General features: G+C 50.9%; 24 protein-coding genes. 12 read left to right on the top strand and 12 right to left on the bottom strand.

Annotated elements, in window-relative coordinates; translation table 11 throughout:
- Positions 1-27 precede the first annotated feature (27 nt).
- A complete protein-coding gene (locus tag AB7U36_RS00795) occupies positions 28-1,782 on the top strand; it encodes an Hsp70 family protein (protein WP_428157897.1) in 1,755 nt (584 codons plus the stop codon).
- 14 nt (positions 1,783-1,796) lie between these two features.
- The gene (locus AB7U36_RS00790) at positions 1,797-2,090 is read left to right on the top strand and encodes a hypothetical protein (protein WP_428157896.1); all 294 of its coding nucleotides are present in this window, start codon (positions 1,797-1,799) and stop codon (positions 2,088-2,090) included.
- Positions 2,091-2,693: 603 nt separating this feature from the next.
- Here the strand turns inward: AB7U36_RS00790 and tatC are convergent.
- From tatC to AB7U36_RS00775, 3 genes are all read right to left on the bottom strand, one after another.
- Positions 2,694-3,467 (bottom strand): twin-arginine translocase subunit TatC, encoded by a 774-nt coding sequence (gene tatC / locus AB7U36_RS00785; protein WP_428157895.1) that lies wholly within the window; start codon positions 3,465-3,467, stop codon positions 2,694-2,696.
- A gap of 18 nt (positions 3,468-3,485) precedes the next feature.
- Positions 3,486-3,869 carry a twin-arginine translocase TatA/TatE family subunit gene (locus AB7U36_RS00780; protein ID WP_428157894.1) on the bottom strand — a complete coding sequence of 128 codons (384 nt, stop codon included), beginning with the start codon at positions 3,867-3,869 and terminating at the stop codon, positions 3,486-3,488.
- Positions 3,870-3,953: 84 nt separating this feature from the next.
- Positions 3,954-5,441 carry a DEAD/DEAH box helicase gene (locus tag AB7U36_RS00775; RefSeq protein ID WP_428157893.1) on the bottom strand — a complete coding sequence of 496 codons (1,488 nt, stop codon included), beginning with the start codon at positions 5,439-5,441 and terminating at the stop codon, positions 3,954-3,956.
- A gap of 254 nt (positions 5,442-5,695) precedes the next feature.
- Between AB7U36_RS00775 and AB7U36_RS00770 the strand changes: the two genes are divergently transcribed.
- From AB7U36_RS00770 to AB7U36_RS00725, 10 genes are all read left to right on the top strand, one after another.
- Positions 5,696-5,992 carry a YggT family protein gene (locus AB7U36_RS00770; protein WP_428157892.1) on the top strand — a complete coding sequence of 99 codons (297 nt, stop codon included), beginning with the start codon at positions 5,696-5,698 and terminating at the stop codon, positions 5,990-5,992.
- 53 nt (positions 5,993-6,045) lie between these two features.
- Positions 6,046-6,546 carry a DivIVA domain-containing protein gene (locus AB7U36_RS00765; protein WP_428157891.1) on the top strand — a complete coding sequence of 167 codons (501 nt, stop codon included), beginning with the start codon at positions 6,046-6,048 and terminating at the stop codon, positions 6,544-6,546.
- A 115-nt stretch (positions 6,547-6,661) separates the two neighbouring features.
- Positions 6,662-7,744, top strand: coding sequence for a type IV pilus twitching motility protein PilT (locus AB7U36_RS00760; protein ID WP_428157890.1), 1,083 nt, complete (start codon positions 6,662-6,664; stop codon positions 7,742-7,744).
- A gap of 32 nt (positions 7,745-7,776) precedes the next feature.
- Entirely contained in the window at positions 7,777-8,967 is a 1,191-nt protein-coding gene (locus tag AB7U36_RS00755; RefSeq protein ID WP_428157889.1) for a type IV pilus twitching motility protein PilT, read from the top strand.
- On the top strand, positions 8,964-9,602 hold the full coding sequence (locus AB7U36_RS00750; RefSeq protein WP_428157888.1) for a hypothetical protein: 639 nt from the start codon (positions 8,964-8,966) through the stop codon (positions 9,600-9,602). Before AB7U36_RS00755 ends, AB7U36_RS00750 begins: the two co-directional genes overlap by 4 nt.
- Positions 9,603-9,619: 17 nt before the next feature.
- Positions 9,620-10,498, top strand: coding sequence for a hypothetical protein (locus AB7U36_RS00745; RefSeq protein ID WP_428157887.1), 879 nt, complete (start codon positions 9,620-9,622; stop codon positions 10,496-10,498).
- Positions 10,498-12,531: a transglycosylase domain-containing protein gene (locus AB7U36_RS00740; protein WP_428157886.1), complete on the top strand. Its 2,034-nt coding sequence runs from the start codon at positions 10,498-10,500 to the stop codon at positions 12,529-12,531. Before AB7U36_RS00745 ends, AB7U36_RS00740 begins: the two co-directional genes overlap by 1 nt.
- A gap of 1 nt (position 12,532) precedes the next feature.
- Positions 12,533-13,942 (top strand): SPOR domain-containing protein, encoded by a 1,410-nt coding sequence (locus AB7U36_RS00735; RefSeq protein WP_428157885.1) that lies wholly within the window; start codon positions 12,533-12,535, stop codon positions 13,940-13,942.
- 129 nt (positions 13,943-14,071) lie between these two features.
- Positions 14,072-15,232, top strand: coding sequence for an ATP-binding protein (locus AB7U36_RS00730; RefSeq protein ID WP_428157884.1), 1,161 nt, complete (start codon positions 14,072-14,074; stop codon positions 15,230-15,232).
- A 120-nt stretch (positions 15,233-15,352) separates the two neighbouring features.
- Entirely contained in the window at positions 15,353-15,499 is a 147-nt protein-coding gene (locus AB7U36_RS00725; RefSeq protein WP_428157883.1) for a hypothetical protein, read from the top strand.
- Positions 15,500-15,672: 173 nt separating this feature from the next.
- Here the strand turns inward: AB7U36_RS00725 and yedF are convergent, their stop codons facing one another.
- The 9 genes from yedF to AB7U36_RS00680 all read right to left on the bottom strand — a co-directional run bounded on the left by yedF (position 15,673) and on the right by AB7U36_RS00680 (position 23,503).
- The gene (yedF, locus tag AB7U36_RS00720) at positions 15,673-16,302 is read right to left on the bottom strand and encodes a sulfurtransferase-like selenium metabolism protein YedF (protein WP_428157882.1); all 630 of its coding nucleotides are present in this window, start codon (positions 16,300-16,302) and stop codon (positions 15,673-15,675) included.
- A 6-nt stretch (positions 16,303-16,308) separates the two neighbouring features.
- Positions 16,309-16,671 carry a YkgJ family cysteine cluster protein gene (locus tag AB7U36_RS00715; RefSeq protein ID WP_428157881.1) on the bottom strand — a complete coding sequence of 121 codons (363 nt, stop codon included), beginning with the start codon at positions 16,669-16,671 and terminating at the stop codon, positions 16,309-16,311.
- Positions 16,672-16,693: 22 nt separating this feature from the next.
- Positions 16,694-17,590 (bottom strand): hypothetical protein, encoded by an 897-nt coding sequence (locus tag AB7U36_RS00710; RefSeq protein WP_428157880.1) that lies wholly within the window; start codon positions 17,588-17,590, stop codon positions 16,694-16,696.
- 76 nt (positions 17,591-17,666) lie between these two features.
- On the bottom strand, positions 17,667-18,734 hold the full coding sequence (locus AB7U36_RS00705; protein ID WP_428157879.1) for a tRNA dihydrouridine synthase: 1,068 nt from the start codon (positions 18,732-18,734) through the stop codon (positions 17,667-17,669).
- Complete coding sequence (locus tag AB7U36_RS00700) at positions 18,715-19,491, bottom strand: MBL fold metallo-hydrolase (protein ID WP_428157878.1); 777 nt, start codon at positions 19,489-19,491, stop codon at positions 18,715-18,717. The genes AB7U36_RS00705 and AB7U36_RS00700 overlap by 20 nt, the downstream gene beginning before the upstream one ends.
- A gap of 81 nt (positions 19,492-19,572) precedes the next feature.
- Positions 19,573-20,169, bottom strand: a complete 597-nt coding sequence (locus tag AB7U36_RS00695) for a hypothetical protein (RefSeq protein ID WP_428157877.1) — start codon at positions 20,167-20,169, stop codon at positions 19,573-19,575.
- 27 nt (positions 20,170-20,196) lie between these two features.
- Positions 20,197-21,339 (bottom strand): SPFH domain-containing protein, encoded by a 1,143-nt coding sequence (locus AB7U36_RS00690; protein ID WP_428157876.1) that lies wholly within the window; start codon positions 21,337-21,339, stop codon positions 20,197-20,199.
- A gap of 181 nt (positions 21,340-21,520) precedes the next feature.
- Positions 21,521-23,152, bottom strand: coding sequence for a hypothetical protein (locus AB7U36_RS00685; RefSeq protein ID WP_428157875.1), 1,632 nt, complete (start codon positions 23,150-23,152; stop codon positions 21,521-21,523).
- On the bottom strand, positions 23,153-23,503 hold the full coding sequence (locus tag AB7U36_RS00680; RefSeq protein WP_428157874.1) for a cupin domain-containing protein: 351 nt from the start codon (positions 23,501-23,503) through the stop codon (positions 23,153-23,155). It lies immediately after the preceding gene.
- Between the last annotated feature and the right edge of the window lie 197 nt (positions 23,504-23,700).

The following is a 23,700-nucleotide window of genomic DNA, read 5'->3' as shown; positions in this document are numbered from 1 at the left end:
ATTTTTAAGGGAAAAAGGACGTTTTATATGGAACCGATCATCGGGATAGATCTTGGTACGACAAATTCTGAAGTCGCCTTTATTGTGGATGGCAAATCAACCGTTTTAAAGGAGAATGATAACGGTATTGTGCCCTCCTGTGTGGGGCTTGGGGCAAACGGGATGATGAGTGTGGGAACAGCGGCCAAAAATCAGGCCACGCTGTACCCTGACAAAACGGTTCTTTCCATCAAACGCCTCATGGGTTCACCGGAAAAAGTTGCACTGGGAAGCAATACCTACACTCCCCAGGAGATTTCCGCTTTTATCCTCAAGGAACTTAAGGAGAGGGCCCGGCGGATAACGGGCCAAAATATTACAAAAGCGGTGATCACCACCCCGGCCTATTTTACGGATGCCCAGCGCCAGGCGACCAGGGAGGCCGGCGAGATCGCAGGACTCACCGTGGTCCGGATACTCAATGAGCCCACAGCTGCGGCCCTTGCCTATGAATCTGCTGATACCCATTCCCGGACCATCCTGGTGTATGACCTTGGGGGCGGTACCTTTGATGTCTCCATTGTAAGGATTGAGGACGGGGTGGTGGAGGTTCTTTCTTCCACAGGGGACAACCATCTGGGAGGAGATGATTTTGACCTTGAGATTGAGAATACGCTTCTGGCCCATATTCAAGAGGAATATAACATTGACCTTTCAGGGGATACCATTGCAAGGGCAAGGCTTAGGCATGCTGCGGAAAAAGCAAAAATAGAACTGTCCAGCGCTCCTTATGCCGCCATTGAAGAGGATCACATCGCCCAAAAAGATGGCATGGGTATACATCTTTCCTATGAATTATCCAGAATAGATTTTCAGGCCATGATTGAGCATTACCTTCAAAAAACAATGGACAGCGTGAACAAAGCCTTGAAAGATGCTGCCATGCTGCCGTCAGCCCTTGATAAAATTATTCTGGTCGGAGGCTCCACAAGGATTCCCAGACTTTCGGCCATGCTGGAAGACAGTTTCGGCATTTTTCCCAATCAGGAAATTGACCCGGATCTGTGTGTCGCCATGGGGGCAGCCATCCAGGCCGGGCGGGAAATGGGATTGGATTCTGCCGGCATATTACTGGATATTACGCCCTACACCTTTGGCACTTCTGCCATAGGAGAACTTGACGGTGTAATGACAGAGAGCCTTTTTGTCCCCTTGATCCGGAGAAATACAAAGCTTCCTGCGGTTAAAAGCGAGGTGTTCTGGACCGTTTTTCCCGAGCAGGAAAGGGTACAGATCCAGGTGTATCAGGGGGAAGACAGAGATGCATTGAACAACATTCTCATTGGCAACTACCGGCTTGATTTGAGCCCGCGGCAGCCGGCCGAGAGCCCGGTCATTCTGAAATATGAACTGGATCTTAACGGCATACTCAAAATAACCGCCATTGAAAAGAATACGGGCAAACAGATTACCGGTGTGATCGAAAATGCCTTTTCCGAGATTTCCCAGGACAATGTGTCGGCATCAAAAAGCAAGATTGATAAGGTGTGGGAATCCCAGGACGATTGGGATACCGCAGCAGATGATTCGGATGAACAAAAGGCAGACCCGGGTGAAACAGCCGAAGGGTTTGACTCTCTTATTTCCAGGGCCAGGGATGTCCTTGAAGAGGCTTCTGCCGAAGATTGTGAGGAGATTATTAACCTCATTGAAGAGATCAAGACTCTGGCCGCTGATAACAAACTGGATGAGGCCCAACAGTCAGCCCAGGCCCTTGAAGATATTCTTTTCTATCTTGAGTAAGGCAAGGAGACCCCATGGAAAAATGTCCGGCCTGCGAGGCTCTGGTGAGTCCGGGGCAAAGCGTTTGCCGCAGGTGCAGAACCGATTTATCTGTTTTGTTAAACATTGAAACCCAGGCCCGGATGCATGAAAAAAAAGCCTGGCAGGCCTTTGAAAAACAGGCTTTTGAACAGATGTTTTACCATGCAAAAAGGTCTGCTGCCCTTATAACTACGCCTGAATCCGGCAGATTGCTGGCAGGTGCTGCGGTTCTGGCCGGAAAATATGAAACAGCCGTGAATTTTTTTAAAATCTGGAATCAGACATAAATGAATGATAATCTGCCAAAACGATTTGGACAGATCAATCAATTGAAAACGAAACTGGATTCATATCGTCCATTGACACCAGAGACTGTTTCTAATCTTCATGAGGATCTGGTGCTTCGCTGGACCTATCATCAAACGCTATCGAAGGAAATACGCTGACACTGAAAGAAACCAAGGTTGCTCTGGAAGGGATCACAATTGGTGGAAAAACCATGCGGGAGCACTTTGAAGCGATCAACCACAGGGAAGCCATTTTTTTCGTTGAAGATCTGGTCAAAAAAATGAGCCATTGTCTGAGGGGCAGATTAAATCAATTCACCAATTGATCCTGAAAAATGTGGATGGTAATGACAGAACATCACGGCTTTTGATGAATCTGGAATTGATGAAAAGTGGTTTCCCACCGGTTGTTCTTCCTGTAGAAAATCGACTGGCGTATTACGAGACTCTGGATACAGCCCATACGAAGAATGATTATAAGCGGATTTACTCTTAATTCCCGCTCAAGATTGGTCTGCAGTGGATCCATTACACACCAATATGAGCGTTTTCAGAGCTATTGAGAATGGCGTATCTTTGGTTAAAAGCACTGGCGGAGGACTATCAATTGCCGTGGACCCCTTCATCATCATTTTCACCATCTGATTTAGAATTTTTGCCGAAAATTTTTGTTCCGAGAATGCCGATTTCGTATAAAAGAATCAGCGGCATGGCCATCATGATCTGGCTCATCACATCCGGCGGGGTGAGGATCGCTGCTACCACAAAGAACAGAAGCAGTGCATATTTCCTGTTTTTTTTTAAAAAGGCTGGGGTGACCAGTCCCATGCGGGACAAAAAGGTCAGCACAAGGGGCAGCTCAAAAACAAAACCAAAGGCCAGGAGCATTTTGGATGCAAAGGATAGGTACTCCTTCATGGAGGGCATGGCCTGGATGGTTTCCGTGGTAAAGCCAAGAAAAAACTGGAACCCATAGGGGAAAACAATGAAATACCCGAATGCGGCGCCGGCAATAAAAAAAATAAGCGATAGAATGATGATGGGCAGGATATATTTTTTTTCTTCCCGGTACAGCCCGGGGGAGACAAACATCCAGAATTCATAAAACAGCACCGGGGTAGCAAGGGTGATGCCTGCCAGTAAAGACACTTTAAGATAGATGAAAAAGGCTTCGGGCAATCCTGTATAGATCAGTTTTGCATTGCCGTTTTTTGCCATGGCAGTTACCAGGGGGGCTGTCAGAATCTCAAACAGTTGTTCCTTGAAAAAATAGGCCGCAACAAAGCCTAAGCCCACGGCAATAAATGAGTGAATCAGGCGGTCACGCAATTCGCCCAGGTGCTCGGTAAAAGGACTTTTTTCTTCCGGGTCGCTCATGTCAGATACCTGATGGATTTATGCTTTTGGGGGCGTTGTTTCGGTTTCAGGTCTAGCCGGGGTGCCTGCATCCGGACTGCCCTGTGATGATTCCGGGGCCTTTTTTGTTTCAGGGCTGCCAGGGCTTTCGGTTTCAGCGGCCGTCTGCTGCGGTTTGGATTTGGGATCGTCCTCTGTTATATCCGTGATAACGTCTTTAAGTTTGTTTTTAACAGGCTCTGGCTTGACCTCTTTAACTGTTGTCTCTATATCAATGGAATTTTTCAGATTCTGGGCAGCTCGCTTGAATTCCCCCATGGCTTTGCCAAGGGTTTTGGCCACTTCCGGCAGTTTTTGAGGGCCTATGACGATGAGGGCAATGGCCAGAATCAGTAAAATTTCCGGCATTCCTAGACCAAACATATGCTGGTTTTACTCCTTGTGATTGCTTATTGGATTTAATTACCATGTTGTTTTTACATTGAACCTGATTGGGTGTCAACCGGGTCATTGGTTTTTGGCAGCCGCTGTTTTTGCCCGTCTTTGCCGTCTCCTGTAAGGCTTTTTATCTTTATTGGCGCCTTTTGTTTGATTCTGTTTAAACCTTTGTTTTGGAGGACATGGGACCGGTGCGGGCAGATCCGCCTCCAGAGCCGCTGTGGGATATTCGCAGCTGACCTTGTGGCCAAGAACCGCTTCAATTTTCGGAATTTGAAACGAACTCATTTCGTCGGCAAAACTTACTGAGGTGCCGGTGGCGCCGGCCCTGCCGGTGCGGCCGATTCGATGGATGTAATGCTCGGGTTCCAGGGGCAGGTCATAGTTGATCACATGGCTGATGTTTTCAATGTGAAGTCCCCGGGCTGCCACATCCGTTGCCACCAGGACATTGATATCTCCTGTTTTAAACTGGTTGAGCACCTTGAACCGTTTGTCCTGGGCCACATCCCCGGACAGGACCCCTGCGTTCAGGCCATACCTGGATAGTTTTTCGGACAGATACCGGGCCGTATCCTTGCGGTTGACAAAGATGATAACCCGTTCAAGTTTTTCACGGATCAGAAGATTGCAGACATTTTTAAACTTATTTTTTTCCGTGGTCAGATAAACAATCTGGGTGATGCTATCCGCAGCCGCCTGTTCCGGATCAATTTCAATGCGCACGGCATCCCGGGTCCAGGATTCGGCCAGGCGGAGCACCTCGTCTGTGAGGGTGGCGGAAAAAAAAAGGGTCTGGCGTTTGTCCTTGTGGGGTGTCATGTAAATCAGGCGGCGGACATCCGGGATAAATCCCATGTCCAGCATTCGGTCTGCCTCGTCAATGACAACAATCTCCACCCTGGACAGATTAATCAGTTTTTTTGAGATAAAGTCCAGAAGGCGTCCCGGGGTTGCTGTAATGACGTCCACGGGTTTGTCCGTGAGAAGGGTCTGCTGTTTGTGATAATCTGTGCCGCCAAAAACCGAGACAATGCGAAGATGGGAATATTTGGCAAGTTCCTTGAAATCCTTTTCAATCTGGTGAACCAGTTCCCGGGTGGGGGCAAGGATCAGTGCCCTGGGATACTTTTTTTCCCGCTTGACAGATGTGCGTACAAACCGATTAATCAAGGCTATTATAAAGGTGGCGCTTTTGCCTGTTCCGGTCTGGGCCTTGGCCGTGGCATCCCGGCCGTCAAGGGTATGGGGAAGAAGCCGGGCCTGGATCTCTGTGCAGTATTTGAAATTAAGGTCGCAGATGGCATGCATCAGCCCTGTGGGAAGCTTAAAGTCATGGAACCGGGTTTTGCCCTCCTGGGGGGGGATATGAAAGCTCTCTATGGTCCAGCGCGGTTTTTTTGGGGGGGGCTGGGGCGTTTTAACCGCCCTGGCTTCCCTGTCAGGGGGCAGTGCAGCCGGTTCGGGCGTCCGGGTTTCTGGAATAGTGATACTGGGAATTTGTTTTTTTGGGGGGCCGGTAAAAAGTTTTTTTATGAATCGAATTAATTGTTTCAAAGTGATTTAAACGTATCTTTATCTTTATTTTGAGGGTAATTTAAGGTAAATATCTAACGGTCAGTGTGTTTCTAACAGACACGCCGTTTTTTGGGAAGGAAAATTTCGCGTTTTGTGGCACGGTGCGGATCATAATTTTTAGTATAAAATTCCTTAACTGCGGCAATGTTTAGAAAAAGTCAAAAAAACTTGACTTTTCAATTGGTTCACGGTAACAAGTTCCATAAAAATAACCTGAACCATGGTGATTTAGAATGCTGATACTGTCCAATTTCTTTATGGCTGTTGCTATTGTCCTTGATTATGCTTTAAATATATATATGTGGATTGTTATTGCTTCGGCCGTGCTGTCCTGGGTGAATCCGGATCCGTACAACCCAATCGTCCGGTTTCTTCGCAAGGCTACGGAACCGGTGTTTTACCAGATCCGCAAACATCTTCCCGTGACCTTCGGCGGTCTGGACCTGTCCCCGATAGTTGTGTTTTTACTTATTATTTTTATGCAGAATTTTGTTGTAAAGAGCCTGGTTGGCCTGGCCCGGTCAATGTGATAAGGACCGCAGATGAAAAAAAATTACGGTCCGAATCTAAAGGGAGTTTGTTAATGGGCGTTACACCACTGGTGATCAAACAAAAAGAGTTCTCCACCCGTTTCAGAGGTTTTGATGTACAGGAAGTGGATGCCTTTCTTGAAGAAGTGGCAAGGGAACTTGAATCCCAGGAAACTGCCCTGGAAAATTTCAGGCAGGAAAACTACCGGCTGAATCTGGAAAACCAGGGGTATAGAAAACGCGAAGAATCAATGAGAAATGCCATGATTCAGTCCCAGAAAGTACTGGATCAGATGAGGGAGAACGCTGAAAAATCGGCCCAGGTAACCATTGCCAACGCAGAGGTTGAGGCTGAAAAAATCCTGAACCGGGCCCATAAACGTCTTTCCCAATTGCACAGTGATATTACGGAACTTAAACGCCAGCGTCTCCAGCTTGAAATGCAGATCAGTTCGGTGATTGATTCGCACTCAAAGCTGCTCGAGATGACCAAAGAAGAAAACAAAGCGGCCGATGAATCAGACGCGGCCCTGAAATTTATCCGGCGGGCCTGATTCCTTTTAAATAAGCTTCTGGTTATACGTCCTTATCGTACAGGGCTGTGTTGTTTTATGGACAGGTGTTTCCAATATTCTCATTCAGGGGGCAAACAACAAAAAAGGGGCAAAAATGGCTGAAATTGATGCATTTTTTAAGCTTATGCATGACCAAGGGGCGTCCGACCTGCACCTGACGGCGGGGCAGCAGCCTGCGTTAAGGCTTCACGGCGACATTGAGCGAATTAAATACGATAAGCTGACCAATGATAAGCTGAGGGGCATGCTTTATGAAATCACCTCCCAGGAAAAAATTAAGGAATTTGAGGAGACCGGGGATGTTGATTTCGGATATGAAATTCCAGGCCTTGCCCGCTACAGGGCCAATTTTTTTATGCAGAAAAACGGCATAGCTGCTGTCTTCCGCGAAATTCCATCGGATATCATGACTGCCGAAGCGTTAGGGCTGCCAGCGGTGATTTCAAAACTGGCAGATCTGCCCCGGGGGCTTGTACTGGTGACAGGACCCACCGGGTCCGGTAAATCAACCACCCTTGCTGCCATCATTGACCAGGCCAACAGAAACAGAAAAGACCATATTATTACCGTGGAAGACCCCATCGAGTTTGTTCACAAAAGCCAGAGCTGTATTGTGAACCACCGGGAAGTGGGGACCCATACCAAAACCTTTTCCGCCGCGCTTCGCGGGGCCCTGCGTGAAGATCCGGATATTATCCTGGTGGGAGAGCTTCGGGATCTTGAAACCATTTCCCTGGCTATTGAGGCGGCTTCCACCGGTCATTTGGTCTTTGGCACCCTGCACACATCAAGTGCCCATAAAACCGTGGACAGGCTTGTTGAGGTATTCCCCAGCACCGAGCAGGCCCAGATCCGTTCCACATTGGCAGACGGCCTTCGGGCCATCGTGGCCCAGGTGCTGTTTAAACGGGTTGATAAAAAGGGCCGGTGCGCTGCAATGGAAATCCTTGTGGCAACCCCTGCGGTCAGAACGCTTATTCGTGATTCCAAAACCCATCAGATCCCTTCCATGATCCAGACCGGCAAGCAGTTCGGGATGCAGCTTCTGGATGATGCCATCATGGCGCTGTATAAACAAGGGAAGATCAGTTCCGAGGATGCTTATTCAAAGTCCAATAACAAATCATTGTTCCGGCCGTTTCTTAAACACCCGCCTGCGGATTTCACAGAAGCGTGATCGCCGGTTTTGTGACATAACAGGAGCAAGGCATGAAAAAACAGCAGCTTGATTATATTCTTACCAACATGCTGGATTCCCACGATAATGTATCTGACCTGAATATTACACCGGGAAAACCCCTTCAGGTGGAAAGCTCAGGCCAGCTTACGGCCGTTGATCTGGGTTCGGGGTTCAGTATTCTGACACCGTTTCAGACCGAGGTTCTGGCACTCAATCTTATTAATAATGACAGAAAACAGATTGAAACCCTGCTGCGGGAAGGCAGCTGTGATTTGTCCTACCAGCTGGGCACCAAGGCAAGATTCAGGGTGAACATCTTTTCCAGGTCAGGCAAATACGCCATTGTATTAAGAAAACTTGAGACCACCATCCCCACCATTGAAAAGCTTAATCTGCCGGCAAGTTTTCATAAAATGGCCGAGGAGAAGAACGGCATCATCTTTGTTACAGGGGCCACAGGTTCTGGTAAATCCACCTCACTTGCCGCACTTTTAGACAAAATCAACGCGACCAAATCCGTGCATGTGATTACCCTGGAAGATCCCATAGAGTACCAGCATACCCAGAAACGCTCCACCTTTAACCAGCGGGAGCTGGGTATGGATTTCGACACCTTTGCTTCGGGACTGCGGGCTGCCTTGCGCCAGGCCCCCAAGGTGATTCTGGTGGGCGAAATGCGTGACCGGGAAACGGTTGAGATCGGCCTGGCCGCTGCCGAGACCGGCCATCTGGTGGTCTCCACCCTGCACACCGTGGATGCCGGACAGACCATCAACCGCCTGCTGGGCATGTTTTCCACAGAAGAGGAAAGGCAAGTTCGCATCCGTCTGGCCGACACTGTCAGGTGGGTGGTGGCCCAGCGGCTCTTGCCCAAGGTGGGTGGTGGGCGGGTGGCTGCCTTTGAAATTATGGCCACCAACCTGCGGGTTAAGGATGCCATTTTAAACGGAGAGTCCGAAGGCAAGACCTTTAATGATATTATTGTGGCGGGTAAGCCCCAGGGCATGATTTCCTTTGACGAGTTCATTGTAAGTTTGTATGAACAGGGAAAGATAGACGAAAATACGGCCACGGCCTATGCGTCACGCAAAGATATTGTGGGCAGGGGGCTTGACCGGATCAAGAGTGCCAGGGGGGAATCCACCAGTGGCATTCAGTCCCTTGAGATTGACCGCAGTTATGGGGAGGACGACGAGGAGGAGGACGACTACTTATTATGAAGATTGCTTGCCCGGCATGCGGCAGAAATGCAAACCTGCCCGATGGTAAGATACCAAAAAACAAGGATTTTTCATTCAAATGTCCCCAATGCGGGGCCTTGGTCCCGGTCAAGGCATCGGCTAAAATCCCCGGGGGTGCCGGTTTTGAGCAGAACACAGCCGGCATGGGCCCGGATGATATGTTCAAGTTGAAGGCCGGCGGCGCGAAAAAGGCGCTGGTCTGCCTGACACCTTGCCTTGGCCGCAACCGGATCATGGCTGCACTGGAACATGCCGGTTTTACAGCCCATGTCCCGGAAACGCCGGCCCAGGCAGTGAAAAATCTTGAATATTATGTTTACCCCCTGGTGGTGATAGATGACGCCTTTGGCGCCGGCAAGGCCATGGCTGCCAAGATGAATAATATGGATATGTTTCTTCGCCGCAAGACCTGTCTTGTCCGGATCGGTCCGGGTTTTGAGACCGGGAATGCCATGACGGCCCTGAATCTGAGCGCAAACTATGTGATCAAATCCCAGGATCTTGAACAGGAAGATTCTTCCCTGGTGAATCATGTTCTGGCCGTGGCCCTGTCCGAACATGAACAGATGTATGCTGTGTTCAACGATTCAATGAAGGCTGTGGGCAAAGCCTAACATCTCTTTGTCCTGTTATGAATCTGCGCGCGCAAAACTGGCATGGGCCAGGGACCCTGGCAGAGTGGCTCAAACGGATATGTTCGGTTTTAAATCTGGCCATTCTTTTGGTGACCTGCATTATTGTTGTATCTGAATTCCGTTTTGACTGGTGTGAGCGTCTGGTGGGCAATTATCTTTCCTTTACCAATGACGCCCGCCCTGAAAAAGGTGCCATCTGGGAGGCGGGACGGCACATGGTCAGTGCGCTGCAATCCCTGGACCAGATGGCCCTTGCCCGGGAAAGTGCCGGACGAACAGTGCGGACGGCAGATTCCTTTGCGGATCTGGCTGCCAAGCTGGGGCCTGGAGAGTGGGCCAACCTGAACAAGGAGCGGTTCAGGGAGCTGTATCTGTCTTTACCCCCCTATCGCCGCAGGGATGTGGTGGATCCGGTGCGCCTGGTGTGGCTGCTCAACGGCGGTGCCACCGACCGGATTTTCTGCGAAGGCCGCATAGGCGGCATGAAAATTTTTTTCATTGATACCCAGAATCGGGTTGTCCAGCAGGTGGATCTGGATGTCCAGGCTTTGGAGAACGACGGCGGCCAAGCCGTGGTTCCGGGAACCCTGGACAATGCCCCTGAATTTTTTGGCAGAATCTATCCAGCCTCTCTTTTCTTTACAGCCGTCTCAAGGCTGCCTGGGGACATGAGATCAGAATTGATACTGGATACCCAGGATCTTTTATCTGAAAAAGGCTCCCTTGGCCGGGTGGGCGTGGGCAATTCCGCCCAGGACGGTTTTATCTGCCTGGGATTTGAATTCCGGCACCTGGGACAATCCCGGGTGGTGGAGGTCAAAGCCCGGGAATGGGCAGTCTGGCAGTTGACCCTGGTGCTGAGGGGAGAAGGCTGATGCGGCTGTTTTCATGGCTGGTCTCCCTGGTGCGCCTGCTGTTCTATTCAGGGCTTCTTGCCGTTGGTATTATGGTGGCGGCAGGCTGCCTCATGGTTTTTCATATTTCCCAGGATCTGCCCAAACTGCCCTCGCCGTTAAGCCGTATCATTGAAACCCCCCAGAGTCTGATCTACGCCGCAGACGGCCAGGTACTCATTGCCCTTGGCGAGAAGACATCCGTTTCCCTGAACATGGTATCTCCGGATTTTCTCAATGCCATTGTGGCCACCGAGGATCACAGGTTTTTTGAGCACCATGGTGTAAATAAACTGCGTACCTTTAAAGCCCTGTATATTACCCTGTTTGAACCCGGCCGGATTCAAGGGGCCTCAACCATTACCCAGCAGCTGGCCAAGAATCTGTTTTTCAGTTTTGAAAAAACCTGGCAGCGCAAATTCAAGGAGATGCTGGTGGCGTTTCAGATTGAGCAGGCCAATACCAAGGAGCAGATCCTTGAGGCCTATATCAATCAGATCCATTTCGGGGCCGGGGCCCAGGGCATTGAAAAGGCGGCCCGCATGTATTTTGATAAACCTGCCCAGGATCTGACCCTGGCCGAAGCTGCCCTGCTTGCGGGCCTGCCCAAAGCTCCCACCCAGTACAATCCTTTCCGGTATTATGATAAGGCCCTTGCCCGGCGGCGGGTGGTGTTAAACAGCATGGTGGCGGCCGGGTTTATCTCGGCGGATCAGGCGGCCAAAACCGATGCTGTTCACCCGGAACTGCACGATGGCCGCAAGGATGCCCGCACCGGCAGTTATTTCCTGGATGCCCTGATTCAGGAGCTTGTGAAAATTTACGGTGAGGATGTGGTGTATCATGGCGGCATAAAAGTGTATTCCACCATGGATTCAAAACTCCAGGCCGATGCCCGTACCGCTGTGGCGGAAGGGATGGCCCGGCTTGACGAACTCATGGGCTTGGATAAAGAGGTGAAAGAAAAACCCCAGGCTGCCCTGGTGGCGATTGATACGGCCAGCGGTGCGGTCAAGGCCATGGTGGGCGGCAGGGATTATTATGCCAGTGAATTCAACCGGGCCGTGAACAGTAAACGCCAGGCAGGCAGCGGATTTAAACCCTTTTTATACTATGCTGCTTTCAGGGATAGAAAGCTTCACCCGGCCACCGTGTTCCAGGACAGGCCTGTGGCCATTCCCGTTACCGGGGCGCCTGACTGGTACCCCCGGAATTTTGAGAAAACCTTCAGGGGGCCCATGATCCTTAAGCAGGCCCTGATCCAGTCGGTGAACACCATTGCCGCCCAGGTGGTGGTAAGGGTGGGGCCTGCTGCTGTGGTGGATGTGGCAACGGCCTGCGGCGTAAAAAGTCCTTTAAAATCCGTATACTCTTTGGCACTTGGTTCGTCTGACGTCAGTGTCATGGACATGGCAGCCGGGTTTTCCACATTGGCTTCTCTGGGTATTTACCATGACCCTTTTTTGTTCTGGCGGGTTGAGGATGCAAGGGGCCGGGTGCTTTTTGAGCATATTGTCAAGGACCGCAGGGTATTGGATGCGGCAACGGCTTTCCAGGTGGTGGACATGATGGAAGGCGTTGTGGACGCAGGATCGGGCAGGGATGTCAGGCGCCTGGGGTTCCAACGGCCGGCAGCCGGGAAAACAGGCACCACGGACAATTATAATGATGCCTGGTTCACCGGGTTTACCCCGTCCCTTTGCGTGTCCGTATGGACAGGGTATGACAAAAAGAAAAAACTCAGCGACAAAGACGGCAGGGGGATTACCGGGGGCCGAGGGGCCGTGCCCATATGGACGGATTTCATGATCCGGGCCATGAACGGTGAGCCGGAACGTGATTTTTTGATTCCTTCGGATATCCGGTATGAAATCGTGGGAAAGACCACGGGATGTCCGGCTGTATCCCGGCAGAATATGGATGGTGGCGACGATTCGCCGCAGCCCGTGGCAGACCCTTCCGGCACCATTCGTGTGGCGTTGAAAAAGGGCCAGAACCCCTGCCGGGGATATTAAGATGATTCGCATTGTCCGACATATCAGTGTCCGGTTCTGGCTGACAACCCTGATGGTTCTGCCTTCAGGGTTTATCTTGTTTCCCCGGTTGTCCGGGTGGCTTTCGGATATGCCTGCCTCGGTATTTATCCCCCTGATGTATGTGTTCTGTGGTCTGGGACTGGGTATATTCATGGATATTGCCGGGCTTTGGCGCATCAGGGGACTGGTCCGGGAAGCGCAGTTGTGGGAACGTTCCGGTATTGCCACCCGGGCTGAAAAAAAGTTTATCCAGGCCGTCCGGATCTATGACAGCGCCTGGATATCGCCTTTGGCTGCGCGGCGGGCAGAGCCCATGCTCACCTCTTCCCTGGCGCGGTTTTACCTGGCGTCGGGCAGCCGGCGCCAGGAAATCCAGGGCGCAGCCAGTGCCTGGCTGGCACAAAATCCCAAAGACGAGAGCCTTGCCCGGTTCTGGCTTGAGCGTATCCAGGATCAGGATATGTCCGGAACATTCACTCAGTCCATACTTACGGCGTTGGCAGATAGCTGGTATGCAGATCCTGATCTTTGCCGGAGACTGGTGGGGCTGTTTTTGGACCAGGGCAGGATGGATTTTTCTGCAAGGCGCCTGTACCGGTCTTTCCTGGATATGACAGACGGAGACAAAGAAGCATCACAACAGGATAAGGCCCGGGCTGAAACGATCCGGGACATGATGTTTGTACACCTGGATACGCCTGCACCGGATCCTGAGCCGGAGCCGGAAATGCCGGAAGCGGGATGGGTTACCCTTGGGGATGAACGGGTTGATCCGGAGACATTTACGCTCAAGGATCAAGGGGGCCACGGCCAATTGGCAAGGCTGGGTGACCAGATATTTGAGGAGGGTCCGGCAGGGTGGCGGCCGGAAGAAAATATCTATACCAGTAAGCAAACTTTTGGCCGGATGTCAGCCCTGGTGTCCGGAATCGGCAGAAAAGCGGCCGGGGGTGGATCTTTTATCGCAGATAGTACCGGAAAAGCCAAATACGCTGTTTTAAATTTGATCCAGGCCCGGGAAAAATGGTGGGGCCGGGTGCGGGGCATCATGATTGCCTGCTTGGGCGTCTGGCTGATTTTTTTTGTCTGGAACACGCTTTCCCACATGTTTAAAACGGCAGAGCAGCCGGCCCAGCAGATAAAGGTCGTGGTTCCAAAACCCTTTACCATCCAGGTGGCTGCCTACCATAAAAAGGCACATGCCGACAATTATATGTCAACCCTTTCCCAAAAGGGAGTAGAGGCCACCATGAAAACCACAGATGGCGGGGGACAAACCTGGTATCTGGTCCGGGTATCTGAGTTCACGGACCAGAAAAGTGCCCAGTCTTACGGCAACCGGCTCAAGGCTGATCACATCATTGACGATTTTTTTGTAACCCCAAAATAGAGCCCGCCTGTTTATCTTTTCTTCCAATTTGAGATTCAAATCATCAATTTGTAAAATCTTTCTTGTTCCCTTTCTCATTTTCCGATAATATATCGTAACAACTAAAAAAAAGTAAGAAATACACAGCCTATGATCCATAGAACCGTTTCAGATAAAACCCTTCAGCTCGCATCACAATATCCGGTGGTCACTGTTACCGGGCCTCGGCAATCTGGTAAGACAACACTGTGCAAAATGCTGTTCCCGGATAAATCATATGTTTCCCTGGAAAATATCGATGACCGCCAGTTTGCATTGAACGACCCCAAAGGGTTTTTAAACAAATTTCCGGATGGTGCGGTGATTGATGAAATCCAACGAGTACCGGACCTGTTGTCTTACATTCAGACAATTGTTGATGAGCACCAGCATGAAGGTATGTTCATTATTACCGGCAGCCAGCAGTTTGAGTTGATGCAGCACCTTTCCCAATCCCTTGCCGGCAGGACAGCGCTGATCCGCCTTCTTCCTTTTTCCATTGAAGAGGCATACGGCCAAAAAGCATTTTCTTCCCTTGAAAACACGTTATATACAGGATTTTATCCGCGTATTTTCGATAAAAATCTAAATCCGTCCGAAGCAATGCTTTTTTATGTGAACACCTATGTAGAAAGAGATTTGCGCCAACTTATCAATATTCAGGATCTCTCAAAATTCGAAGTTTTCCTCAAGCTTTGTGCCGGTAGAACAGGGCAGATACTAAATCTTACCAGTTTAGGGAATGATGCAGGCATCAACCACACCACGGTAAAACGATGGATCGGTGTATTGGAGGCAAGCTATATTGTGAAACTATTGCGGCCGTTTTACAAAAATTTCAACAAACGCCTTGTTAAATCCCCCAAGCTTTATTTTCTTGATTCCGGACTGGTCTCTTTTCTTCTGGATATCCAGAATGAAACCCAGATGGCCTCCCACCCCTTAAGAGGTCCAATATTCGAGGGCCTAGTGGTATCTGAGTTGTTGAAAAAGCGTTTCAACGCCGGGTTGACTGACAATTTATATTATTTTAGAGATAACACGGGAAATGAGGTCGATATCATCTGCGACCGGGGCCAGGAATTAATTCCCATTGAAATAAAATCCGGCCAGACCATCAGTTCCGATTTTTTTAAAGGGCTTCGTTTTTTAAGGAACCTGACGGACAATATCCATCGTTCATACCTTGTTTATGGGGGAAACGAAAATTACAAGCGAGAAGGATTTGAAGTCGTCGGCTGGCAAGATTTTGGAAAATTCATTTCCCCATGAATAAGGCATGGTATGAGCTCCATGCTATTACTGAAGTATGAACGTGCTACTGACAATCTGATTTCCTGGTTAGTGAGGAATGGCGGCTTAGTCCTTACTAACCAGGAAATCAGAAATGCCATGACCCAGTCAGCTATCCGGGAATTTCTCGAAGAACTGGCCGAGGACCAATATCTGAAAAAGTCAATTGGTGACCAGAGCAAACACATGGTGGATCAGGAACTGGTGTTGCGGTTTCTGGCGGTATTTCAGAAGTTATATTTTTGACCATGGGCCTTAGAGCCTGTTTGGTAATTGATGAATCGGCTGCAATCTCATGAAAATGGCCCCAATTTCCCCAAATTTTATGCCAATAGTCCGGCTATTAACAGAAAATTTGTGAAAATTGGTTCTCATTTTCATGAAATTTCGCTTCGATTCCCTAATTACCAAACAGGCTCTTAGAGATTGATCACCTTGTCCGCCAGCTGCATGGCTGTGATAATATCCAGCATATTGGTGGTCTGGCCAATGGCTTTTTTTTCCATCAGTCCCAGGTGGGTCAGGCAGGTCCCGCACACAAGAATGGTGACGCCTGATTCTTCAAGCGCGCGCAGTTCATCAAGCACTGCAGAGCCACCCGTGGTAAGGGTGACGCCATGGTTGACAAAAACCAGGCGCCACAGATCCTTCCCCATCTCCTTAAGCGTTTTGATGAAATTGATCATCAGCTTTGCGCCCAGTTCATCATCCCCAACACCCAATTTGTTGGATGCGGCCATCACCATGATTTTTGCCGGGATGTTTTTGGGGGATGACTCTAGGGCGGGTCCCGGCTGCCCTGTCGGCCCGGAAGCCAGCTTTACGGCAGCGGCCCGGTCCCGGGTGCCTTCCACAACAGACAAGGCCCCGTCGGATTCCACACCGACTTCAAAACCGGCATAGGTTAAAAACCGGCTGACGTTTTCAATGGCGGCATCATTGTCCACCAGCACCCGGATATGTGATAATCCTTCGCTTTCAAGGCATTTCTTTGTTTCGAGCACGGGTGCCGGGCAATCCATTTTCCTGCAGTCAAGTTCTTTTACCATTTTATTTTAAGTCCTCCTTGTTAAAGACGAACCGTTTTTTCGTGCCCAACCACAGATTTTGCAAAAACCTGAAAACCGCCATTTAACGGGAAAATCCCGGCACTGGGACGGTTTGACAGGATGGATGCGGCAGCCATTGCTGTCCAGGAAAATACAGGCCCCGTCAAAGGCATCAATGATTGAAAGCCCTTTGCGGTCCCGGGTCAGACAGGTGAAGGTTTCTATAAAATCCAGGACATTCATATTCAGAAAATCCGCAATGATATCAGGTTCGTTCGCGTCCAGGCGAACATGGCCGCTTTGTCTGCAGCAAGCCCCGCACCCTAAGCATTCAAATCGTGTCAGGTCCAATTTATCGTTTTGTGTCATTGTTTACCCAGGTGTTGGGGTTTTATTCTAAAGGACCGGCCAGGGTAATTTGAACTGAGGCCCTGAAGGCGTCATCTGACGCGTCTGTCTGTTTCATGTCATCGGGTTTTTCAGGGCCTTGGTTGGTGTCGGAAGCGCCCTGGTCGGGTGGTCCTTCCCCGGGAGGTACTCCCTTGGACCGCTCATCTTTGTTGCCCTCCAGGCTTTCCCGCCGTTTCATGGCAAAAGACTTGCCTTGGGCTGACAGGGCAATGTTCATCACTGAACCTTCTATCCGGGGTACGTCGAAAAATATTGCATCAAGGCTGATCACCGCTTCAAAAATCAGGGTGTGTCGGTCTGCATCTGCCAGGCCAAGGGCTATACCTGTGACCCGGGCCTCCTTCATGGACATGGTCACGGGGCCCGAAGAGAAGGGATAAGTCACGACCAGGGTATCCGGCAGTTTGACGCCCGGCATGGATCCAGGCGGTTTGTCCTGGGCCATGGCCGGCGAATCCGGTGTATCCCCGGGGTTCCCCTTATCCGGACCATGCCCGGGTCCGCCCCGGGGTTTGAAGGGGGCGCGGCCTTTGAGCTGGATTGAAAAAGGCTTGGCATTTTTTTCTCCTGTTTCCATGGACAGGATTAAACCGTCCTGGGTCAACTGCCGTGCTATTCCTGGATTTTTGACTTCAGCCAGCAGACAGATCTGTTCGGCATTGTTGCTGATCCACATTTTTGTGTCTGTTTTGCTGTCTTTGTATTGCGGGGCGGATCTGGGCCAGTCCGCTTTGCTGCCGTCTGCATTGATGGTCCGGCTGTTCCATTTTCCCAGGGCTGTTTGCGGCGGTTCCGGTTTGGGCGAGCCTGCACAGCCGACAATTAAACCTGCGGCAGCCAGGGCTGTTATTTTTCTTAAAAAATTTTTTTTGTCCATTTTTTTATCCATGCACATTTGGGTTTCCTCCTTGTGCATTGTTTTTTACTGCATTTGTTTGGTAAAGACAAGATTGTCAAATGAACAGATTGATATTGGGCAGGCGTAATGTCTGGGGCGGCGGGTCCAGAAGGCGCTGTATGTTGCCACAAAGTTGATTCATATCTTCAGCCCGTATCAGGGATTTTAAAATGGCGTTGGAGAATTTGAAATTGGCGCAGAAATACGGGGCAAATTTTTTAAACATCTTCAGGGCAAACCGGTCCTCATAATAGCCGCTTAACAGCCTTGCCATGTCCAGGGCGGTTTCCATATAAATGGACGGTTCCGGTTTAAAGCCTTTTGTCCACTGGGCAAAAATCCAGGGCTGGGCCACGGCCATTCTGCCGATGGAAAGCCCCTGGCAGCAGGTTTCCCGGACCATTCTGATCCCGTGCTCGGGGGCAAACAGGTTCCCGTTGCCAAACACGGGAATGGTGACAGCGTTCTGTACTTTGCCGATCAGCTCCCATCTGGGTCTTCGGCTTCTTCTGTCCGGGGCCACCCGGGGATGAAAGGTCAGGGCATCTGCCCCGGCATTTTCAAAGGCCCGGGCCATGGTTACAGGGAAGTTGGGGTCATCCTGCCAGCCGGTTCTGAATTTAACAAAAACCGGGCATGACACCGCCTTTCTGACGGCAGATACAATGTCAACCGCCTTATCAGGCGTTTTCAAGAGTGCGGCCCCGCATCCTTTTTTGCAGATTGCGGCAACGGAACACCCGAAATTCAAGTCCACCCCGAAGAACCCTTCGGCTTCAACGCGCCGGGCAGCCCGGGCCATGATTTCAGGTTCTGCCCCAAATATCTGGCATACGGTGTGGCCCAGTTCTTCGGGCCGCCAGGAAAACACATGGGATATCCCGGGGTTTTCATGGGGAACGGCTTTGGCAGAGCACATGCCCGTGAACAGCAGGCCGAATCCTGAAAACCGGGTCACAAGCTGCCTGAACGCGATGTGCCCCAGCCCTGCCATGGGGGCCAGAACCATCCGGTTGGAGATGGTTTTGTTACCGATGGTCAGGGGCCTGAGCAGATATCGGGCCAGGTCTTCGGGCGTGTTGACAAAGCTGGCTGCTGTTTTATCACAATTCAATCGTGTCATTAAAATCCATGCTCACTATTTTTGTCCCCGGGCACTGCAGGTTCACCTGTTTTATAAACGGGGTGATGTCCACGGCCCGGGAGACCGGCGGGAAAAAATTATCCTGGTGGTGGGGAAGCACAAATGCCGGCTTAAGGGCTTTTACATAGGCCATGGCCCTGGCGCAGATATCCGAATGGCCCTGGAGGGGCACAAGCAGGAGGTCCACAGGATCTTTTGCCAGCATCTCAAGTTCCGCACGGGTGGACCCGCCGGTGCCAAAGAAAAGAATGCGTTTGCCTTCAAGTTTAAACCGCCAGCTTAAAACCTGGCCGCAGGGGTAATTTTTCAGCAACGGCAGTATGTTTTTGATCTGTTTTCCTGCGCGTATCAATGTGGAGATTAAAAGCTTGGCATCAAAGCGGATGTGACGGCTGAAAAAAGCTGTGGCTTGAATATGGGCAAAACAGATGTCATCTCCGCAATTTTTTATTTCCATCAGATGAGAGCGGGCCATGCCCATTTTTATCAGGGTCCGGGCAACAACGGGGGAGCACACCACTCGGGCGTCCGTAGGGTTAACAATGTCCGGAATATCCAGGATATGATCAAAATGTCCGTGGGAAACAAAAATGTGGGAGAACGGTGCAAGATCCTTGGGTTTTATTGTCTGAACCGGCCATGCCCGGGCATTCCGGCTCAGATAGGGATCAATAAGAAATGAAGCGTCCCGGGACTGGATTTTAAAACCGGCTGTGCCTGTCCACTGAATTTTCATGTTATCACCATGGGCTTGATTGTGGGTTCCCGGGTGTTGTATCAGCCATGGGCTGTTTGTGCAATACCGGCAAAAGGCCGGTTACAGGTTGCCGGACAATGCCAGGGCATTTTTATTGATGGCAATCCCCAAATCCGGTTGGATAATATCATGGTGGGTGGATTTAAAGGGCAGAAAAACCAGGGATACGCTTTGGGGAACCACGTCAGTCCCGGGTAAAATTTCAAGGGTCTCTTTTCTGGGCTTCAGCAGGGCGGCCATGGTAATGCGAATGGTCTGGATGGCCTCGGAAGCGGGCAGGTTTACGGGCTGGTACACATTGTCTTCAATGGTTTGGGACAGGCCCGGTTCCAACTGGGCTGAGGTCATCTGACCCAGGAGCCGTAAAAAAATGTTGGGACGTACCTTAAATCCCGGACTCCAGAAATGCACCGGTTTTTTCTCCCATTCCCGGGGAATTGCCAGTGGCAGGTTTGCCCTCCGGGCCAGATCCGCATGGCTGGACAGGTTTATGGGCGAGATTTTGGCACTGATCCGCCAGAACGGCACCATGATGTCATCCTTGTGGGCAGGGGCTGCGGCACTGAATTTGATTTTTGCAAGTTTCTCCCCCCTGGCCCGCCACAGGCAGTGGCAGTTCCGGCATACCAGGAGCAGTGAATCTCCGCTGCCCCGCACTGGGGGCATTGATGCTGGACCGCGTAGCTAATGTTTTTCTCCGCACTGGTTGCAGAAAAGTGCACCAGGCAGATTTTTTGCCCCGCAATTGCCGCAGGTTTTTTCTTTTATCTTTTCCATGACCTGTTTTCCGCATCCGGGGCAGAATTTTGTGCTAGGTGTGATGTTTTTGCCGCAATACTGGCACCGGGCAAAGATCACCTGCTGGTGACCGCACTGGGGACAGAATTTTGCGTCCAGGGGAATCTGGTTCTGGCACTCCGGGCAGACTGTGGCCAACGCGGCCTGGTCTGACGGCTGTCCTGCCGGGGAAGGCATCTGCTGGGAAAATATGCCGGGCAGCATCATGCCAATGCCTAAGCCTAATCCTGCCTGGGCTCCGTCCGAGGCAATGCCCTGCGGGTTCTCAGCAATCTTTTCCATAGCCATGGCAGTTTTCATCTGCATCAATTTGTTCATGTCATCAAACAACCCTAACCGGCTTTTGTCGTCAATGGCCTGCTGGACCTCGGGGGGCGGGGTGATGGCATTGATGTAAAGATGGGTCAGATCCAGTCCGAATCCTTTGAAATCCTCATGCAGCCTTTGGGCCAAGCCTTTGCCCAGTTCATCGTAATGTTCCGGTAAGTCAAAAATAGAGGATACCTTCTCTCCAATATAGTCGTTAAACCTGGATACCACCACCTGGTTGAGGTAATCGCTGATATCAGAACTTGCATAAATGCCCTGGGTACCGGCCAGGGTATTGACGAACAGGACCGGCTGGACAATTTTCAAGTTAAAGACACCAAAGGCTCTGAGCCTTACCAGGCCAAGAGATTTGTCCTTGAATGCCACCGGGTCCCGGGTTCCCCATTTCAGGTTGGTAAAGGTTTTTAAGTTGATAAAGTATACTTCTGCTTTCAGAGGGCTCTCCATGGCCCAGGGAAGGCTTGCGATTTTTGTCAGAATGGGGATGTTGGCGGTTTTTAAGGTGTGCCGGCCGGGACCAAAGGCGCCAACGGCTCTTCCCTGGTAGAAGAAGACTGCGGCCTGACTCTCCCGGACAATGAGCTGGGCCCCGAATTTGATTTCGCCGGAGCCTTTTTCAGGCAGACGGTGAACCAGTGCCTGGCCGGTTTCGTCAAACCACTCCAGTATTTCAAGGTAAATCAGGTTGTCGGTTCCCATGGGCGGCCTCCTTGCTGTTTTTTGAACGGGTTTGGATTTAAGGGAAAAGTGCTTGCATTCTATTTTTGATAAGATCTTCAAGGTTATAGGATTGATCGAACCGCTGGTATTTATCCGGTGATATTCCCTTGAGAACCTCTTCCCGGGCAAAAGGATCGTCCTTGTTATTTTTATTCAGCCATCAGGATGATAACGCCTTACGGCAGGCAAAGGCAAAATCTTCGGGAAAACATCCCCCGATAAAACGCATCTGGGCCTCGGAAAAGGTGCCCGGCGCATAGGGCAGACGCGGGATAAACGAGTACACAAGGTGCTGTTCTGTGACCGGGCTGTTAAACCGGCCTGAAAATTCCACGCTTGTGACCATCTGTGCCCCTAAGGTTTCCAGGGTCTGGACAGCCATGCGGATGCCGGTGTCCAGAGCATTGCGGGTTGCGGTATCAGCGGAAAGCACATGGGGGCAAGGGGCTTTGGTCATCAGCATCAGCTCCCATTCACTGACCTGGGCCTTGGGGGCAAACAGCATTACCTTTTCATTTTCCCAGATCTTCAGGGCGTTGGGGCCATCCGGGTTCATGTCTGTTCGCCGGTTGTTTTCAATGGCCGTGATAAAGGCGTTAAAAAAATCTGTATTGTGGGCTGCTTTGTAATCCCGGATAAAATCGGCCACAAGATCCCCGCAGGCAAAGCAGGGATACGGGTTGCCGTCACTGTCCAGAATGCTTTCCGGAATCATGGCGTTTTGCTGGTGGATCATTTGGTGGGAGGCATGCAGCCGGTGTCCGGACTGGGCAAATCCAAATCCGAAATTCCACCCCCATAACGCCCCAGTGAAAAAAGGCGGATCACTGTCCAATGGATTGTGATCACCCGATGAGATGGTCTCCATGATTTCCATGCGCAGGGCTTCCAGTTCATCTGTGGACAGGGACCGGCCTGTTGCCGGAAGTTTTATCCCCAGCATTCGGGCGACGCGGACATAGATACGCTGATAATACAGATGCCGGATACCTGCCATGTCAGCAGGGGTCAGGTCATTGGCCCGGTAGCGGATTTGATCATTGGCCATGTTGTCGGCATAATGACCCCAGGGGATATATGAGTTGGCTCGCATATATTCAAAAACATGGGTGTTATCCAGGCTTTCTCCCACAATGGGGCTGTTCCCCTGGATGCCGGGTTTGAGCACCATCACCTCTTTATATGCATCGGGCAGGGCCGGATTGTTGCCAAGCACATCATAGAGATCATGGTCGTGGATGACCGGGAAGGCCCTGCCCTTGACATCCTTTTCAAAAGCAACGCCAGTGGGCGGATGGTCCCCACCGTTATCATACACAAAGTCGCAGGCAAGACCGGCAAGGGCACAAAGTTCCTCCGGGTCCGTGGATGCCTGGGCCAGGGCCAGTTTCAGGGGGCGGGGAAGCAGTTCCAGCACCTGGATCACAGGCCCTGTCTGCACACGCTTTTCCTTTTGCCATTGTTCCAGACAAGCGGTTAAGGAACACTCCGGCCGGGCGGGAAGACTTATGGTCCCAGGGTGCTCTGCCTTGCGGTCCGCCCAGGCCGAGTTAATAAAGGTGCTTCCCCTGAAGGGAAATGCATTGGCGATTTCGTAAATCCGGTCAGCCGCATCTGCCCGGATCTGCCCCTGGGGGTAATTGCCCAGATTTTCCACAGGCCCGCCGTCGGGAAGGCGGCCAAGCACCTCTTCAGTGATCGTCTGCCTGAAATTATCCACAGCAAATTCAGGTTCGTGGATTCCCACCACAAACCGTCCCCGGGGGCTGACACAGGTTCTGGGCGCGTTCATCTACATCTCCGGGGCTGGCGACGGCACTAGGCACAGAAAGGCAAGGTGTCCATCCGAGCTGTTTTTTATCTGGTGGTCAACATTGGGGGGTACATAGACCGCGGTCCCCGGGGAAATGGCATGCCACTGGTCCCCGATGAGCACCTCGCCGTTGCCCTCAACCACATAAATCTCATGCTCCCAGTCATGGGTATGCCGGGGCGCATGGCCCCCGGGCTCAACATCAAATCTTCTCATGCAGAAATTTCTGGCCCCGTCTTCCCTGCCGATGAGCACACGGCCCGTGACATGTTTGACCATGTCGTTATTCATTTGTTTACCTGGGATATCTGTATAGTGGGTTGCTCTCATTTCTTCTCCTTTAAAAGGTCGCTGTCGGGCTGGTTCGGGTAAGTGATGATATTTGAGTTTAAGAACCTGGGTCTGAATTGTCAATGGCTGTTCATACGCCGAATTTGGTCTGGAGTGACATGACAACCGCCTGATTATAACGGATTGGGGAAGGCCATTGATTCGGCTTTCTGGTCCGTCCCTATTTTTCAGGCTTC

The sequence above is a fragment of the Desulfobacter sp. genome, assembly GCF_050177295.1.
This window is presented reverse-complemented; position numbering and strand designations above follow the sequence as displayed.